Origin of the sequence: Streptomyces sp. NBC_00390, assembly GCF_036057275.1 — a bacterium.
In the GTDB taxonomy this organism is placed as follows: domain Bacteria; phylum Actinomycetota; class Actinomycetes; order Streptomycetales; family Streptomycetaceae; genus Streptomyces.
This window is the reverse complement of record NZ_CP107945.1, coordinates 1,132,390-1,146,691: the sequence shown is the minus strand read 5'-3', so window position 1 is coordinate 1,146,691 and position 14,302 is coordinate 1,132,390. Positions and strand designations below refer to the sequence as shown.

Below are 14,302 nucleotides of genomic sequence, written 5' to 3'. Positions count from 1 at the left end.
CCCGCGAAGATCTAAGGCATACCGTCCCCGGTCTCCTGGTCGCCCTTGCTCCCATGGGTCTCCTCGCGACGGCGGGAACGCCAGCGCGCCGGCCACGCGGCCAGTGCCCGGCCGGCCCGGGGCAGGATCAGCACGGCGGCAGCCAGGGCTGCGACGGCGCCCAGGGTGAGCAGCCAATTGCGGAGGTAGTCCAGCGGGAGCGCCGACGGGTTGGTGGGGGCGCCCGGGCGCAGCAGCGGGGGCAGGGCGACCAGGGTCAGTGCGCCGCAGACGATCAGGACCGCCCGGAGCGTGCCGCGCGCGGGAAGGGCCGCCAGCAGGAAGCCCACCGCCAGGACCACAGGCGCGATGATGAGGTCGTGGAGGACGATCGCTCCTCCCAGCCACACCACTGCGTCCCACGGATCCCGCACGTCGCCCGCTCCGAACAGCAGCCAGGCTCCGAAGCCCATCAACGCGACGCCGACAGTGCCCACCGCGAACCGCAGCATCACAGCACCTCCAGTCGGGTGACCCACTTGGTCTGGAGCACGCCGGGCCGGTTCGGGGCGATGATGCGGGCAGGGAAGCCGTGGTCAAGGGAGAGGAGCTCACCGTTCAGCCGCAGCGCGAGCAGAGTCACCGGGTCGCGTGCGTAACCCCGGCCCATCTCCATGATCCGGTACGCTCCGCGCTTCTCCAGCGAGACCACGCGCAGTAGCGCGCCGGGCGGTGCCCCGGCCCGGTCCAGGAGGTCCCGGATGCGTACGCCCGTCCACTGCGCGGACTTGCTCCAGCCTTCCACGCAGGCGATGGGCAGGGTCACGGTGTGCTGGGGCATGGCCCGCAGCTCGTCGAGCGTGAGGTCGTACGGGCGGGGCCCGGCCACCGTAAGCCGCCAGTGCTCGGTGCTCACCGTGGTGACGCGGGCCGCAGCCGCGGTGCGGTTGACCGGAAGCCCCTGCGGACCGTGGTCCGGATGGCGCGGCGCCAGCAGGTCGAACCGCTTCAGCGGGGTGAACGACTGGCCCACCGTGACCAGGGTGACCGCGCCGACGGCCGCCGCGACTCCCGCGAGGAACGAGCGCCGGTCCGGCCCGTCCTCGGCCGGGAGTTCCAGCGTCCCTGGCGAGCGACGGCTCCAGTGGGCCTTGATCTCCGGGGCCTTCACGGCGATGTGCAGCAGCAGCGCGCCCACCAGCACCCATGCCACGGCGAAGTGCACCGGCACGAAGGCGAACGGCCACGGATACCACTGCACGGTGTTCAAGAGCCCGCTGAACAGCTGGAACACGGCTGCTGCCACCAACACGGCGATCGACAGGCGCTCCAGAGCGTGCCGCACGGAGCGGGCCGGAGGCCAGACGAAGAGCCGCGGGTACACGGTCCACAGTTTCGCCATCAGCAGCGGGATCGCGGCGATCCCGCTCGCGACATGCAGCCCCTGTGTCAGCCGGTAGCCCCAGACCGGGCGGGGCGGCAGCTCCTGCTGCAGCCAGTCCGGCGGCTTCTGCAGCAAGTGGCTGATCACCCCGGTCACGAAGCACACCGCGATCGCGACACCCAGCCAGCGCCCGACGGCCGTCGCGGTACGCGGATCGTGCAGCCGCCCCTTGAAGGACGGCAACCACGCCCCGACGGACGGCAGTCGCCCCGTGAACCCGCGCAGCCGGCCCCTGAGGGATGTCACGGCACCACGCCTCAGCCCCGTTCGTCGCAATCTCATGTCTCCATCACACCCCCACACGGGGCGTACGGCGCTGCCTCGACACCTTACGGATCGCTGACACCGGGCGTTGCCGGCCTGTCCGCGGGGGCGCCGGCTGCCACGCTGAGCAGTGTGATCAACCCGCGCACACTCGGCACCGGCCTGCTGCTGGCCGCCCTGGCCACCACACTCGTCCTGACCGTCCGCCACGACGGCTACTACACGGATTCCGTCGGCCTGGCCTGCCGGTACGCGGCCTGCTGGCTGCTGTTCGCACTGGCGGTCCGGTCCCTGAGGAAGGTCCCCGTCCGTCATGCAGCGGCGATGATCCTCGGCGGCTCCGTCATCGTCGCGGCGACCGGCCTCCTCGCTCCTCCACGCACCAGCAGCGACGCGTACCGCTACGCCTGGGACGGCCGGGTGCAGGCGGCCGGGATCTCCCCGTACGACCACACGCCCGCCGACCCCGCCCTCGCCCCGCTGCGAGATCCCTGGCTCTTCCCGACCGGCCCGGGCTGCGTAGGACCGGAGCGCGCACGGATACCCGGCCCCGCAGGCGAGACCCACTGCACCCGGCTCAACCGGCCGAGCGTCCACACCATCTACCCGCCAGTGGCGGAGGGCTACTTCCTGCTGGTCCACGCGCTCTCCCCCGATGACTCCCGGCACAAGCCGCTCCAGACCGGGGGCGCGCTGCTGTCCGTGGGCGTGACCGGCGCGCTGCTGCTGGTGCTGCGCCGACGTGGCAACCCGCGAGACGCCGCGTACTGGGCCTGGTGTCCGGCCGTGCCCGTCGAAGCGGTCAACAACGCCCACGCCGACGTCCTCGGTGTGCTCCTGGCTGTGGCCGGTCTCGCCGTCGTCGTACGGCACCGCGCGGTGGGTGGCGCCCTCCTAGGAGCCGCCACTGCCACCAAGCTGCTGCCCGCGATCGTGCTGCCCGGCGCGCTGTCCGGGGTGCGCAGATGGCGTGACGCCGCCGCCGTCCTGCTGCCCGCCGCTGCGGTCGTCGCCCTCACCTATCTCCCGTACGTTCTGCTCTCCGACGGTTCGGTCCTGGGCTATCTGACCGGCTATGTCGAGGAGGAGGGGTACGAGGACGCTTCGGCCCGCAACCGCTACGCCCTGCTGCGGGTTGTGCTGCCCGACGGCTGGGCAGTCCCGGCGGTCGCCGTCGTCATGCTGTGCGTCGTCGGATACGTGCTGCTGCGCGGCGACCCCGGGCGGCCGTGGCGCGGCGCCCTGTTGGTCACCGGCACGGCGTTCCTCCTGCTGACACCCGGCTACTCGTGGTACGCGCTGCTCCTCGTCGCGCTCGTGGCCCTGGACGGCCGCTGGGAGTGGCTGACGGTCGCCGCGGCCGGTGCCGCCAAATACGTCACGACCCAGTCGGGGGGCGACGCCGACGTCATCGGCACCACGGCCTACGCCGTCGCAGCCGCTGCGGTGCTCACCGGCTGCGTCCTACGGCGCGTGCGACACCCCCACGGCCGCGACGAACGGGCCGGCACCGACACCGCCCAGTGGATCCCCTCCTGACTCGAAGGATCGTTGTGTCTGCGTTCACTGCTCCGGCTCCGGTGCTGTTCCTGAAGCGTGGTCGGCACATGACGGGCGCACGGGCGAGGATCACCATCCGCTGCTCGCCCGTGCAGGCGTCCCGGGCGGCGAACAGCTTTCGCGCGAACTGCCGGTACCGGTCCACGATGGAGGCTACGGTCGACGTGAGGGTACGGGCCACGCCGTAGAACCCGTACGCGGCCAGGATCTCCGACCGGTGCCGCGTGATCACCCGCCGCGCCCGGTCGCACGAGGCCCACAGCTCGGACGGCACCTTCACCTGCTGGACCTTGTACGACAGGGCGGCCGCGGCCGGTGACCGATACGGCGCACAGACCGCACCCGAACCTACGGCTCTGTCGCGTTAATTCAGACACTTCTGTGCCGATCGCCTGTGGGTAGCTGAAAAAGCCGGTCGGGTCGTACTTCTGCTTCACACGGACCAAGCGGGGGTAGTTCGCGCCGTAGTAGGCCCGCCGCCACTCCTTCAACGTCGGATCGGGAAAGTTCTGGTACGCGTGTTCGGGTGGCCTGTCGCGGAAGATGCCGGCGTAGAACTCCTTGAGCCAGTGCAGGTTGGCCTCGGCGACACCGGGGTGATCGTAATCTGCCCATGAGGTCTCGGCGGCGAAGACGAAGAGGCCGTTTCGGTGCACGAAGGCGGTCGCGTTTGGCGGTACCCGGTTGATCTCACCGCCGAGGGCGAACATTGCGAACCCGGCTCCATCCTCGTTGCCGCTGCCCGGCCAGTCCAGCAGGCGCTCAGCTGCCGCGCTGACCTGCTGATCGGTCAGGAGTGTCCGGGAGTGAAGGATCGCCGACTTGGCGGCGAAGCGTTCCACCGGCGTGGTGGCACTGAGCAGCACGCTCGCCTCGCCTGGGGTGACCTCACGGACGGACGCGCTGTTTCGGGCGCGCTCCTCAGCCGTGCCGATCTCGAGCAGCGGGGCGAGGATGGCACGCAGTTCCTCGACAGTGCCGTAGTACTGGCCGATGGCGTTGACGTTGGCGTCCGCATGGATCTGCGTCCTGGTCAGCCCTTTGGTCCCGATACCGAGACGCAGATGGAACCGCTTGTCGTTCAGGGTGTCCTGGGCGATCTGCTGCGCGGTGGCGATCACCGGCAGTGCGGAGTCCAGGCTCCAGCGGAACCGGTAGATCCCCACGGTGCCCTCGAACCGCTCGTACCGGAAGGTGAACGAGCACCGTCCGGCCGCGCCTGTTGTAGGCCCGGTGCGGTGGGCCATTCGGACGCGGCGGCCACGGCGCCGTCGCGCAGCTCACCACCGAGTGGCGGAACACCGCCGAGGTGCACGCCGACCCCGAGGTGTACGCCGCGCTCACCACCGACTCCGGCGAGAACTACGACGGGCCCGAAGACGATGCGGAGGCAGGGGGCGTAAGGGCCACGCAGACGGCCACGCCCAAGAGATGAGGGACGGATGGCACAGGAGGACACGCCACCCACCCGTGAACGACGAGGGACTGTAGATCACAGGCGGCGGCCCCAGGGATTCCTCGGGGCCGCCGCCTGTGCACGCGCGTGGAACAACCGCGCCAAGCACCCGGATTGCCCGCCGTCACCACCGCTTATGGAGCGTGAACGGGGCAAGCCGTCTCGGCCAGGAGCAGCGGAACGGTCAGCACCAAGTGCCCTGCCCCTGACGTCACAATGGGATTCACCGTGTCGCCCCAAGAGCGCCGCCGCACCATCCGACCTGCGGGCGGGGAAGACCTTGATGATCTCCAGACTCTCGCACGTGGCCGTGCCGGCAGCGCGGAGTGCCGGTCGGCGAGCTGTGCCTGCCACTTGCCCGGGCGCGGGCTGCAGCTCGAAGGCAATCCGCACCTGGCTGCGGCGCCGGAACCATGTCATACCGCGCACAGGCGCCCTCCCAGGCTGGAGCCGCCGCCGTTCTGGTCACATGACGTGATGGATCCTTGATGCTCCGTGTCCTTCTCGAGGCGGTCAGCCGTGCAGCGCAAGGAGCTACAGGGGCCTGTTCAGGCCGGGCCGGTCCGAGCTTGCGGTCCTGGCCCGGTCGGCACACGCGGGCCTGGTGTCGGCGGGGTCCGGTGCGACCTGTCCCGCAGCCCGGGCTCGCCCTCGGCAGCGAGCGCCGCCATGTGTGGGCCGTGTCGCGGGAGACACCCGTCTCGGCCGCGACACGAGCTACCGGACGGCCGGAACGGACACGATCACCTAGCAGCCGCCTGCCACAAACGGTCAGCCGGGCATTACGGTGGGGCACGAAGGCCTCCGTGCGGTGAAGATTCGACACCTCCACCACACGCGGAGGCCTTCACCACGATCAAGACCCGTGCGCGTCGACAACGCTCGTGACCAATACAGCTGGACCGGCGCCCTGCACGGTGACCGGCAGCCATCCCGGTAGCGCAGCAGGCCGCAGCCGGCATCGGGACCCGTGGTGCTGGGCTTGATCACCCTGTCGGTGCGCGAGGGCCGCCGTATCCGTCCGGCCGCCACTGCTTGAGAATTTCCCATACATTGGGGTCTATGCCGGTTCGGCTCCAGACGGTGGACAGTCTCCGGAGACGTGGCAGGAAGATGTCTCGGACGAAGAAGTGTCCGGGCCGCACTGCCGTCGCCGTGGCGGCGGGATGCGCGCTCGCCGTTCTTACCGCCTGCGGCGGCGAGGCAGGCGAGGACGCGGGCGGGGGAACCTCCGGCAGCGACGGCTTCACGGTCGGGCTGCTGCTCCCGGACACCCACACCGCTCGCTGGGCGACCGCGGACAAACCCCTGATCGTGAAGAGGGTCAAGGAACTGTGCCCCGATTGCAGGGTGACTCACGCCTACGCCTCGGCGGACGTGGCCACTCAGCAGCAGCAGATCGAGTCCATGATCGCGGACGGTGCCAAGGTCCTGATCCTTGATCCCGTCGACGACAAGGCACTCCGCTCCTCGATCACCAGAGCCCGCGACGCGCATGTCCCGGTGGTCTCCTACGACCGCCTCGCCGAGGGCCCCGTCTCGGCCTACTCAAGCTACGACTCGGAGGAGATCGGCAGGATCCAGGCCGAGGAGCTCCTCAAGGCGATGGGTCCCAAGGCGCGTGGCGGCCAGATCGTCATGATGAACGGTGACCCCACCGACCCCAACACAAGAGACCTGATGAAAGGCGCGCTCTCGGTTCTCGAGGGCAAGGTGAAGATCGCCAGGTCGTACTACACCGCCGAGTGGATTCCGGAGAACGCCTTCAGGAACATGTCGGCCGCCATCGCCGAGCTGGGCGCGAACCGTATCGACGGCGTCCTGTCGGCCAACGACGGGCTCGCGGGCGGCGTGGTCACCGCGCTCAAGGCCGCCGGCAGCGAACCGCTGCCTCCCGTCACCGGTCAGGACGCCGACCTCTCGGCCGTGCGGCGGATCGTCAAGGGCGAGCAATACGTCACCGTCTACAAGTCCTTCGAGGCAGAAGCCGCGGCCGCCGCCGAGATGGCCGTCGCGCTGGGCCGCGGCGAAAAGCTCGACACCATCGCGAAGGACCGCGTCAGCAACGACACGAACAAGGAGATCCCGGCCGTCCTGGGCCCCCTCGTCCCGGTGACCCGCGACACGGTCAAGGACACCGTCGTCAAGAGCGGTCACCACACGGTCAGCCAGATCTGCACCCCCGCGCTCGAAGCAGCCTGCCGGAATATCGGACTCATCGAATAGGCGCCTGACGCCGCCCCTCCCGCAACGCCGTGCCACTTCATCTGCGGCCGGACGGGACGGGCGAAGGAGGTGGTTCACGTGCCGAACGCACCCTTGCTGGCACTCCGCGGAATCTCCAAGCGGTTCGGCGCCGTCTGGGCGCTCACGGACGTCGAGCTGGAGATCCACGCCGGGGAGGTCGTCGCGCTGGTGGGCGACAACGGTGCGGGCAAGTCCACCCTCGTCAAGGTGATCACCGGCGTCGCCCCCGCCGACGAGGGCGTCATCAAGTGGGACGGCAGTCCCGTCCGGATCTCCCGCCCCCGCGATGCCCAGGGCCTGGGCATCGCAGGTGTCTACCAGGACCTCGCGCTGTGCGAGACCCTCGATGTCGTCGGCAATCTCTTCCTCGGCCATGAGATCGGCAGGACCGGAGTCCTGGACGAGGTGTCCATGGAGCGCCGTGCCCGTGAACTGGAACTGCTGGACACCCTTTCCATACGCATCCCCAGCGTCCGCGTCCCCGTCGCCTCTCTCTCCGCGGGCCAGCGCCAGACGGTCGCGATCGCGCGCGCTCTGCTGAACGAGCCCAGGATGCTCATCCTCGACGAGCCGACGGCTGCTCTGGGCGTCACACAGACCACCCACTTCCTCGACCTGATCGACCGGATGCGGGAACGCGGGGTCGGCGTTCTCCTCGTCAGCCACAACCTGGGGGATGTCAAGGCCATCGCGGACCAGGTCGCGGTGCTCCATCTCGGTCGAAACAACGGCTTCTTCAGCGTGCCGACCACGTCCCAGGAGCAGATCGTCTCCTCGATCACCGGCGCCACCGACAACGCCGTCGCCCATCGCAGGACCCGCGCGTGGGAGGGAGCGATGTGAAAAGGACACGCGCCTCCGCGAACCTCGATCCCACCGAGGCGGGTGGCGGATCTGCCCCCGCCGCACCCGAGGCCGTCGACCAGCACCGGACGGCGGGTGACAGGGGCTTCAGGACCTACGCCGGCGATTTCATCGCCAAACTGCGCAGCGGCGAACTCGGATCACTGCCCGGCATCATCCTCGTCATCCTGCTCTGGGCCATTTTCCAGGGTCTTCACCCACAGTTCCTCTCGCCCCGCAACCTGTCCAACCTCAGCGTGGACATCGTCGGCACGGGCATGATCGCCCTCGGTATCGCCTTCGTCCTGCTGATAGGCCAGGTGGATCTGTCGGTCGCCTCGGTCAGCGGGTTCACGGCGGCGGTGTTCGCCGTGCTGAACGTGAACAACGGCGTGCCGGAGTGGCTGGCGATTGTCGCCGCCCTGCTCGCCGGAGCGGCGATCGGTGCCGTACAGGGCTTCTTCTCGGCCAAAATCGGCGTACCGGCGTTCGTCGTCACACTGGCCGGACTGCTGGCCTGGAACGGCCTCATGCTCTACATCCTGGGTGCGAGCGGCACCATCAACCTCCACGAGGAGGGTCTGGTCCACGCACTGACCACGTACTACTTCCACGACCCGGCAGTCGCGTACGGGCTGGCCGCACTCAGTGTGGCCGCGTTCCTCCTCATGTCCTACCGGGACACACGCCGCCGCAGGGCCTTCGGCGTACTGTCCCGGCCGCTCAGCGTCATCGCCGTGCGCACCGGCGCCGTGGCGCTGGTCGCGTTCGCCGCCGCCTACGTGCTGAACCGGTTCGAGGGTCTGCCGCTCGCCGTTCTGATCTTTCTGCTGTTCGTCGTCGTCCTGGACTTCGTCCTCCGCCGGACGTTCTACGGACGGAAGATCTTCTCCATCGGCGGAGGCGCCGAGGCCGCCCGTCGCGCCGGCATCGGTGTGGTGTGGCTGCGGATCTCCGCGTTCATGGTGTCCGGGACACTGGCCGCTGTCGGCGGGCTCTTCCTGGCCTCACGCGTCGCCGCGGTGGGCCAGACCTCGGGCTCCGTCATCCTGCTGATCAACGCCGTCGCCGCGGCCGTCATCGGCGGTGTCAGCCTGTTCGGCGGCCGGGGCACGACCTGGTCCGTTGTGCTCGGCATGCTGGTCATCCAGTCGATCGCGTCGGGCATGGTCCTTCTGGGCATCCCCACGCCCATGCAATCCGTGATCACCGGCGGTGTGCTCCTCGCCGCCGTGGCCCTCGACTCGCTGTCACGCATCTCGCAGAAGGCCCACGGCAGGGCTTGACCGCGCAGGCGCCCGGACAGGGTCCATGAACCGCGGGCGCGCTCCCCACAGGGGCATACCGTCGCATCGCGAGTGTGGTCATCGTTGTGCGCGAGTTCGACGGTGGCCGACGGGGACGTAGCGCGCGGCGGTGCCGTCGGTGATGCGTTCGCCGCAGCCCGGCAGGCCGCGTCCCCGGCCCACTCGTACTGCGGGACAGTGCCAACGAAGAACGACGCCTTGCCGGGACCGGTGGCAGGACCGGCCCCTCTGGTGCAGGTCAGACGTCGTCGCGAGTGAGCACAACCACGTCGTCGCCCATCCCGATGACGAGGTCCGGCCCGACGGCCGCCACGCACTGGGCTCGCGCCGGTAGTTCGACCTTCTCCCGGAGCCGGACCTCGGCGAGTTCCCAGACGTACACCGTGCCGCCGTTGTCGAGGGTGATGGCCTCCGTGCGGCCGTCCCGCGTGGTACACGCCACCGCCAGCACCCCCGAGGCGTGCCCGGGGAGGGTGGCCCGCAGGGTGCCGTCCGTGAGATCCCAAACCTGTACGACGGTGTCGTTCCCGCCTACGGTCAGGGCGTGCGGGCGGCCGTCGATGACGGTGTGTGCGAGCGTGCGGATCGAGTGGTGCCCGGTGGGCACGGTGGCGGTGACGCGCCGGCTCTTGGCGGTGAACCTCCACACTCGCAGCGCGGCGTCATCGCTCCCTGTGACCAGGTGGGGGCGGCCGTCGATGGCGACGGACTCCATGCCGCGCACCGCAGAACGGGTGCGGTCGGTGAGGAACGGACGGCCGGTGTCGTCCTCCAGGTCCCACACCCGCACGGTGCGGTCCTGGTCGCAGGTGACCACGTGCGGACGGCCGTTGACGTCGGCCCACGCCAACGTCTCCACCCGATGGTTGTGTCCCGGCAGGCTCCGTAGCCCGGTCCCGGCGGCAAGGTCCCACACCCGGACGTCTCCGCAGCAGGCCCCGGTGACTGCGTGAGGGCGGTCGTCCACCGTCGCGCACGCCAGCACCTCCACCCTGTGCTGGTGGGTAAGGGTGAGTCGTTCCGTCCCGTCGGCAAGGTCCCATACCCGCACCGTGGTGTCCCCGCCGGTGACTGCGTGAGGGCGGCCCTCGATCGTCACCGCATGCACGGCTTCCACGGTTCCGCTGTGACCCTTCCGCGCGACAGGCTGCCGGAGGGCGTCACTCAGATCCCATACACGGGGGCGCGAGGAATGCCCGCCGCTCACCGCGTAGGGGCGGCCCTCGACCTCCGCGCAGGCCAGCACGTCCACATAGCCGTCGTGTCCGGTCAGGACCGCGCGCTGCGAGTCGTCGGTCAGGTCCCATACGCGGACCGTGCGGTCGCCACCGGTGGTCAGCGCGTGCGGGCGGCCGTCCAGGCTGACGCAGTTCACCGCGGAGATCCATGAGGTGTGCCCGCTCAGCAGGGCGCGCTCCGAGCCGTCGGTGAGGCACCACACGCGTGCCGTGTGCTCCCCGCCGCTCCCGGTGACGGCGTGGGGAACACCGTCGATCACCGTACAGGCCACCGAGTAGACGGCGGACGTGTGGCCGGTGAGCACGGCCTGTTCGACACCGTCCTCCAGGTCCCAGACCCGCACGGTGTTGTCATAACCCCCCGTCACGGCCACGGGGCGGCCGCCGACTTCGGCGAACGCCACCGCCCGTACCTCGTCGGTGTGGCCGGGCATCCGCGCATGCTCCGAACCGTCGACCAGATCCCACATCCGGACGACGCAGTCCTCGCCCGCCGTGACCGCGTAGGGCCGACCGCCGATCACCGTACAGCCGACAGCGCGTACCCAGCCCTTGTGTCCGCCGAGGGCCATTCGCACGGTCCCGGTGTTCAGGTCCCACACCCGTACACCGCCGGAACAGGTCCCGGTCACCACGTGGGGGCGCCCGTCGATCTCGACGCAGTCCAGGGCGTAGACGCCGTCGTCCTCGGTGATCACGAGGTGTTCGGTACCGTCCACCAGGTCCCACACGCGGACGTTCGAGTCGTAGCAGCCGGTCACCGCGTGGGGCCGTCCGCCGATGACAGCGCAGGCGGCGGTGTTCACGCCCCGTCCCGCCTTGGTGAGGCGCAGCGCGAGGTGGACCATCGTCCCGGTCGCCCAGCGTGGCCGCAACGGTCGGACGCGGGAAAGCTCCTGGGCGAGGCCGAGCTCGCCGTGGCGGGCGGCGTCGACGGCGAGGATGTCCCGCCTCTGCGACAGGCCGACGGTGGCATGGACGTCTGCCGAGGCTCGGTAGACGCTCCGCCGTATCTGCCCCGCGGCCGAGCCGGGGACGTTGAGGGCGCGCAGAAGTCCGCCGGGGTCGGCGTGGACCAGGTAGTCGGCATCCGCCAGCAGCTCGTCCAGGACACCGCCCGCGCCTGCGTGCGTGGCGAGGTGCCGGACGATGTACGGGGCGGCGGCCGACCAGTCGCGGCGCCCGGTGCCGCCGTCCGCGGGCACCTCGGCCAGCAGCGCGGCAGTGATTGCGCGTTGAGTCTCCTGCTCGCCGGCCCGATCTCCCCGGTCGCGCAGCCGCAGGGCCTCCGCCGGATCCCGGAGCCGGTAGTCGGAGGCCGTCGGCGTCACCGTCTCGTCCAGGCGTTCGGCCCACCGGTCCCGGAACACACTCACATCCTGAGTCGTCCACGGGTGACCCGACAGGGCGCTGGCCAGCACCGCCCACAGGGCCGGAGGCAGACCGGCGCCCTCCGCGAAAGCCAAGGGCCGCAACAGTGCCGACAGGTCGTCCGCCTCCACCGTGCACTCATCAGATCCGCTCCCCACCGTCACCGCACGCTCCTCGCCGGTCCACCCCGTCCGACCCGACCGCAAGGCGGCGGGGTCACTTCCTGTCCGCGGACCCTACCGACGGCCACCGACACCGGCGGCGGTCCTGCCCCGACCGGCCATGTGACTCCGGCTCGCACGCTCGTTCCTCCACACGCTTCCTGACAGCGATCGCGCGCGCCTCGCTGGCCGCGACCGCCGCCGCCTTGGCGTCCTTGCGGGCCGGGTCCGGGGCCGGCGCCACGCGTTCCGGCGTCCTGAACACGCCCACCACGGCGTCTCGGTGATCGTCGACGACGCCGGTGTCGGCATGGCCGCCGACGAACGGGCCGCCGCCCAGCGGATGGTGGCCGGCAAGGACCCCATCCTGTTGTCAGCCGGCTCGTGGACGGTTCACGAGTTCCCGTCCGATCGCTTCGATCGGACGGGATCTCGGAGTGGGCCCGGCAGAAGGCCTGGGTGCGCGCGGCGGGCGTGGTTCAGCAGTAGAGCATCGCCATGGACCGGATCGTCGCATCGATGCGGCTGCGCAGCGCGGGCGGTGTGAGGACCTCCACCTCTGCGCCCAGCCGAAGCAGTTGGGACGCCGCGTGGTCGAGGTCTTCGATCGGGATCACTGCCCGGCACCAGCCGTCAGGCTCCCGGATTCCCCGGCGCACGCCGTCGATCACGGCCTGAGCGGCGAAGTCCGCGAGGCGGGTGATGCCGACCGGAGAGATCCGGATCTCCGCCTTGCCCCGCCACAGCCGCTCCTGGAGCCGGGCGGTGTGCTCCTGCCAGTGCCGGGCCAGGTCGAAGCCGGCCGGCGGGGTGAACTCCTCGTCCAACTGCTCCAGGGAGAGGATCTGCCCGATCCGATACGTCCGCGGCTCGCCGCCCGTACCGGCAGCGGCGACGGTGTACCAGCGTCCGGCCTTCAGCACGACGCCGTACGGCTCCAGCCTCCGCTCCACCACCTGCGGTGCCTGCCATCGGCGGTAGCGCACCCGCAGAGCCCGCCGTTGCCACACCGCAGCCGCCACCGCTGACAGATGGGGCGCCTCGTCCGCCTCCCGGTACCAGCCCGGAGCATCCAGCAGGAACCGCTCTCGGATACGCCGACTCTGGTACCGCAGCTCCGCCGGGAGCGCCGCCTCCAGCTTCAGCTCCGCCGCTGCCAGCACCGACCCCAGGCCCAGTTCGGCGGCCGGTCCGGGCAGCCCGGCCAGGGACAGGGCCTCCGCCTCCGGTGCCGTCAGCCCCGTCAACCGGGTGCGGTAGCCGTCCAACAGGGCGTAGCCACCGTCGTGTCCCGACTCGCCATAGACGGGGACCCCCGCGGCACCCAGCGCCTCCACGTCCCGGTAGACCGTGCGCACCGACACCTCGAGCTCCTCGGCCAACTCGGCGGCGGTCATCCGTCCGCGGTTCTGCAGCAGGAGGAGGAGAGAGACGAGTCGACTGGCACGCATGGCCGCAAACGTACGTCGACCTCCAGGCGGACGCCGCCCGGGCCGTCCTCTCCGCCTCACCGACCCCCTGAAGAACCGAGGGTGGAAACTCACCAAGGACATCAACCCGGAGCAAGACCTCGCGATCCTCGGCGCCCGTCAGGCGCGCCAGGAGCGGATGGAGTCGGCCGCCTGGTAGACGGTTGACTCGGCCGCCTGGATGTCGCGGAGAAGTGGGTGCCGTCAGTGCTGGGGATGCCCTGCGTGCTGTACGAGGCGGCGGCGTTCGAGGGCCGCGGCGAGCGCGTATGCGCCGCCGACTGCGATGGCGAGGACCCAGTAGAGGCCGGGGGTGCCGAGGAAGAGCGCCGCGGCGGAGGTCAGAGCCAGCCAGACACCGAGGCTGTAGTGCAGCAGGTTGCGGCGTGCGGCACCTTCGGCGAGGTAGAGCAGACCGACGATGAGGCCGGAGCCGGCGGGCCAGAGGATGGGCTGCAGTTCTGGCATGTCCAGGGCGGAGGTCAGGCCGGTGATGGCGAGGAACAGGGCGGTGAAGGCGGCGATCCAGGAGGCGCCGAGCAGTTTGCCGGAAAGGACGTCCGGCCCGGATGCCCCGCGCTGGGCCTGCAGGGCGGCGACGGTGGCCTGGGTGATGCCGGTTGCCAGCCCGATTCCGAGGAGTGTGGTGGGCAGCCAGCCGGGCAGGGCGAGCAAGGGGCTCTCGCCCTGGGAGACTGCGGCGGCGCCGTGTCCTAGCAGGTTGGCGAGTCCGAAGCTGACGTAGGCCGCGCGGTTGTCGACCTCGTTCACGAGACGACTCGGGGTGGCACTGGCAATGGCAGCGACAGGAGAGTCGGGGGCTGCGATGGACATGAGGAATCCTCCAGGGTGGCTTACGGATGTGAGTGAGGGGTTCGGGAACAGCACGGGCGGCTCGGGCCGGTGTGCAGCCGCCGGGCCGTGCGGGGGCGGTGACCTGACCGGCAGTCAACGCCCCGAAGG

12 protein-coding genes and 1 pseudogene are annotated in these 14,302 nt (G+C 70.4%); 6 read left to right on the top strand and 7 right to left on the bottom strand.

The genetic code is table 11. From position 1 onward, the window contains the following. Positions 1-11: 11 nt before the first annotated feature. Both OHS70_RS04840 and OHS70_RS04835 read right to left on the bottom strand, forming a co-directional pair. Positions 12-491 carry a hypothetical protein gene (locus OHS70_RS04840; RefSeq protein ID WP_328394005.1) on the bottom strand — a complete coding sequence of 160 codons (480 nt, stop codon included), beginning with the start codon at positions 489-491 and terminating at the stop codon, positions 12-14. After that, a complete protein-coding gene (locus OHS70_RS04835) occupies positions 491-1,606 on the bottom strand; it encodes a molybdopterin-dependent oxidoreductase (protein WP_328405413.1) in 1,116 nt (371 codons plus the stop codon). The genes OHS70_RS04840 and OHS70_RS04835 overlap by 1 nt, the downstream gene beginning before the upstream one ends. 213 nt (positions 1,607-1,819) lie before the next feature. Here OHS70_RS04835 and OHS70_RS04830 point away from each other — a divergent pair, with 213 nt between their 5' ends. Next, on the top strand, positions 1,820-3,226 hold the full coding sequence (locus tag OHS70_RS04830; protein WP_328394003.1) for a glycosyltransferase family 87 protein: 1,407 nt from the start codon (positions 1,820-1,822) through the stop codon (positions 3,224-3,226). Here OHS70_RS04830 and OHS70_RS04825 read toward each other — a convergent pair. Further along, positions 3,112-4,494, bottom strand: a complete 1,383-nt coding sequence (locus OHS70_RS04825) for a BBE domain-containing protein (RefSeq protein WP_328394001.1) — start codon at positions 4,492-4,494, stop codon at positions 3,112-3,114. The two genes, OHS70_RS04830 and OHS70_RS04825, sit on opposite strands and share 115 nt — an antisense overlap. Before the next feature lie 62 nt (positions 4,495-4,556). Here OHS70_RS04825 and OHS70_RS04820 point away from each other — a divergent pair, with 62 nt between their 5' ends. Next, positions 4,557-4,682, top strand: coding sequence for a hypothetical protein (locus OHS70_RS04820; RefSeq protein ID WP_328393999.1), 126 nt, complete (start codon positions 4,557-4,559; stop codon positions 4,680-4,682). A 574-nt stretch (positions 4,683-5,256) separates the two neighbouring features. Here the strand turns inward: OHS70_RS04820 and OHS70_RS38995 are convergent. Further along, positions 5,257-5,499, bottom strand: a pseudogene (locus tag OHS70_RS38995) (leucine zipper domain-containing protein); the annotation flags it as partial. 317 nt (positions 5,500-5,816) lie between these two features. Between OHS70_RS38995 and OHS70_RS04810 the strand changes: the two are divergent. The 3 genes from OHS70_RS04810 to OHS70_RS04800 all read left to right on the top strand — a co-directional run bounded on the left by OHS70_RS04810 (position 5,817) and on the right by OHS70_RS04800 (position 9,079). Further along, a complete protein-coding gene (locus OHS70_RS04810; RefSeq protein ID WP_328393995.1) occupies positions 5,817-6,929 on the top strand; it encodes a sugar ABC transporter substrate-binding protein in 1,113 nt (370 codons plus the stop codon). 69 nt (positions 6,930-6,998) lie between these two features. After that, positions 6,999-7,793 (top strand): ATP-binding cassette domain-containing protein, encoded by a 795-nt coding sequence (locus tag OHS70_RS04805; RefSeq protein ID WP_328393993.1) that lies wholly within the window; start codon positions 6,999-7,001, stop codon positions 7,791-7,793. Then, the gene (locus OHS70_RS04800; protein ID WP_443062562.1) at positions 7,790-9,079 is read left to right on the top strand and encodes a sugar ABC transporter permease; all 1,290 of its coding nucleotides are present in this window, start codon (positions 7,790-7,792) and stop codon (positions 9,077-9,079) included. The genes OHS70_RS04805 and OHS70_RS04800 overlap by 4 nt, the downstream gene beginning before the upstream one ends. Positions 9,080-9,338: 259 nt before the next feature. Here OHS70_RS04800 and OHS70_RS04795 read toward each other — a convergent pair whose 3' ends face one another. Together OHS70_RS04795 and OHS70_RS04790 are read right to left on the bottom strand one after the other, a co-directional pair. Beyond that, a complete protein-coding gene (locus tag OHS70_RS04795; RefSeq protein ID WP_328393991.1) occupies positions 9,339-11,873 on the bottom strand; it encodes a WD40 repeat domain-containing protein in 2,535 nt (844 codons plus the stop codon). A 476-nt stretch (positions 11,874-12,349) separates the two neighbouring features. Next, positions 12,350-13,321, bottom strand: a complete 972-nt coding sequence (locus OHS70_RS04790; RefSeq protein ID WP_328393989.1) for a helix-turn-helix transcriptional regulator — start codon at positions 13,319-13,321, stop codon at positions 12,350-12,352. On the opposite strand from OHS70_RS04790, the gene OHS70_RS04785 reads away from it, so the two are divergent. Further along, positions 13,320-13,499 carry a hypothetical protein gene (locus OHS70_RS04785; protein ID WP_328393987.1) on the top strand — a complete coding sequence of 60 codons (180 nt, stop codon included), beginning with the start codon at positions 13,320-13,322 and terminating at the stop codon, positions 13,497-13,499. The genes OHS70_RS04790 and OHS70_RS04785 overlap by 2 nt on opposite strands. A gap of 44 nt (positions 13,500-13,543) precedes the next feature. Here the strand turns inward: OHS70_RS04785 and OHS70_RS04780 are convergent, their stop codons facing one another. After that, a complete protein-coding gene (locus tag OHS70_RS04780; RefSeq protein WP_328393985.1) occupies positions 13,544-14,173 on the bottom strand; it encodes an ABC transporter permease in 630 nt (209 codons plus the stop codon). Between the last annotated feature and the right edge of the window lie 129 nt (positions 14,174-14,302).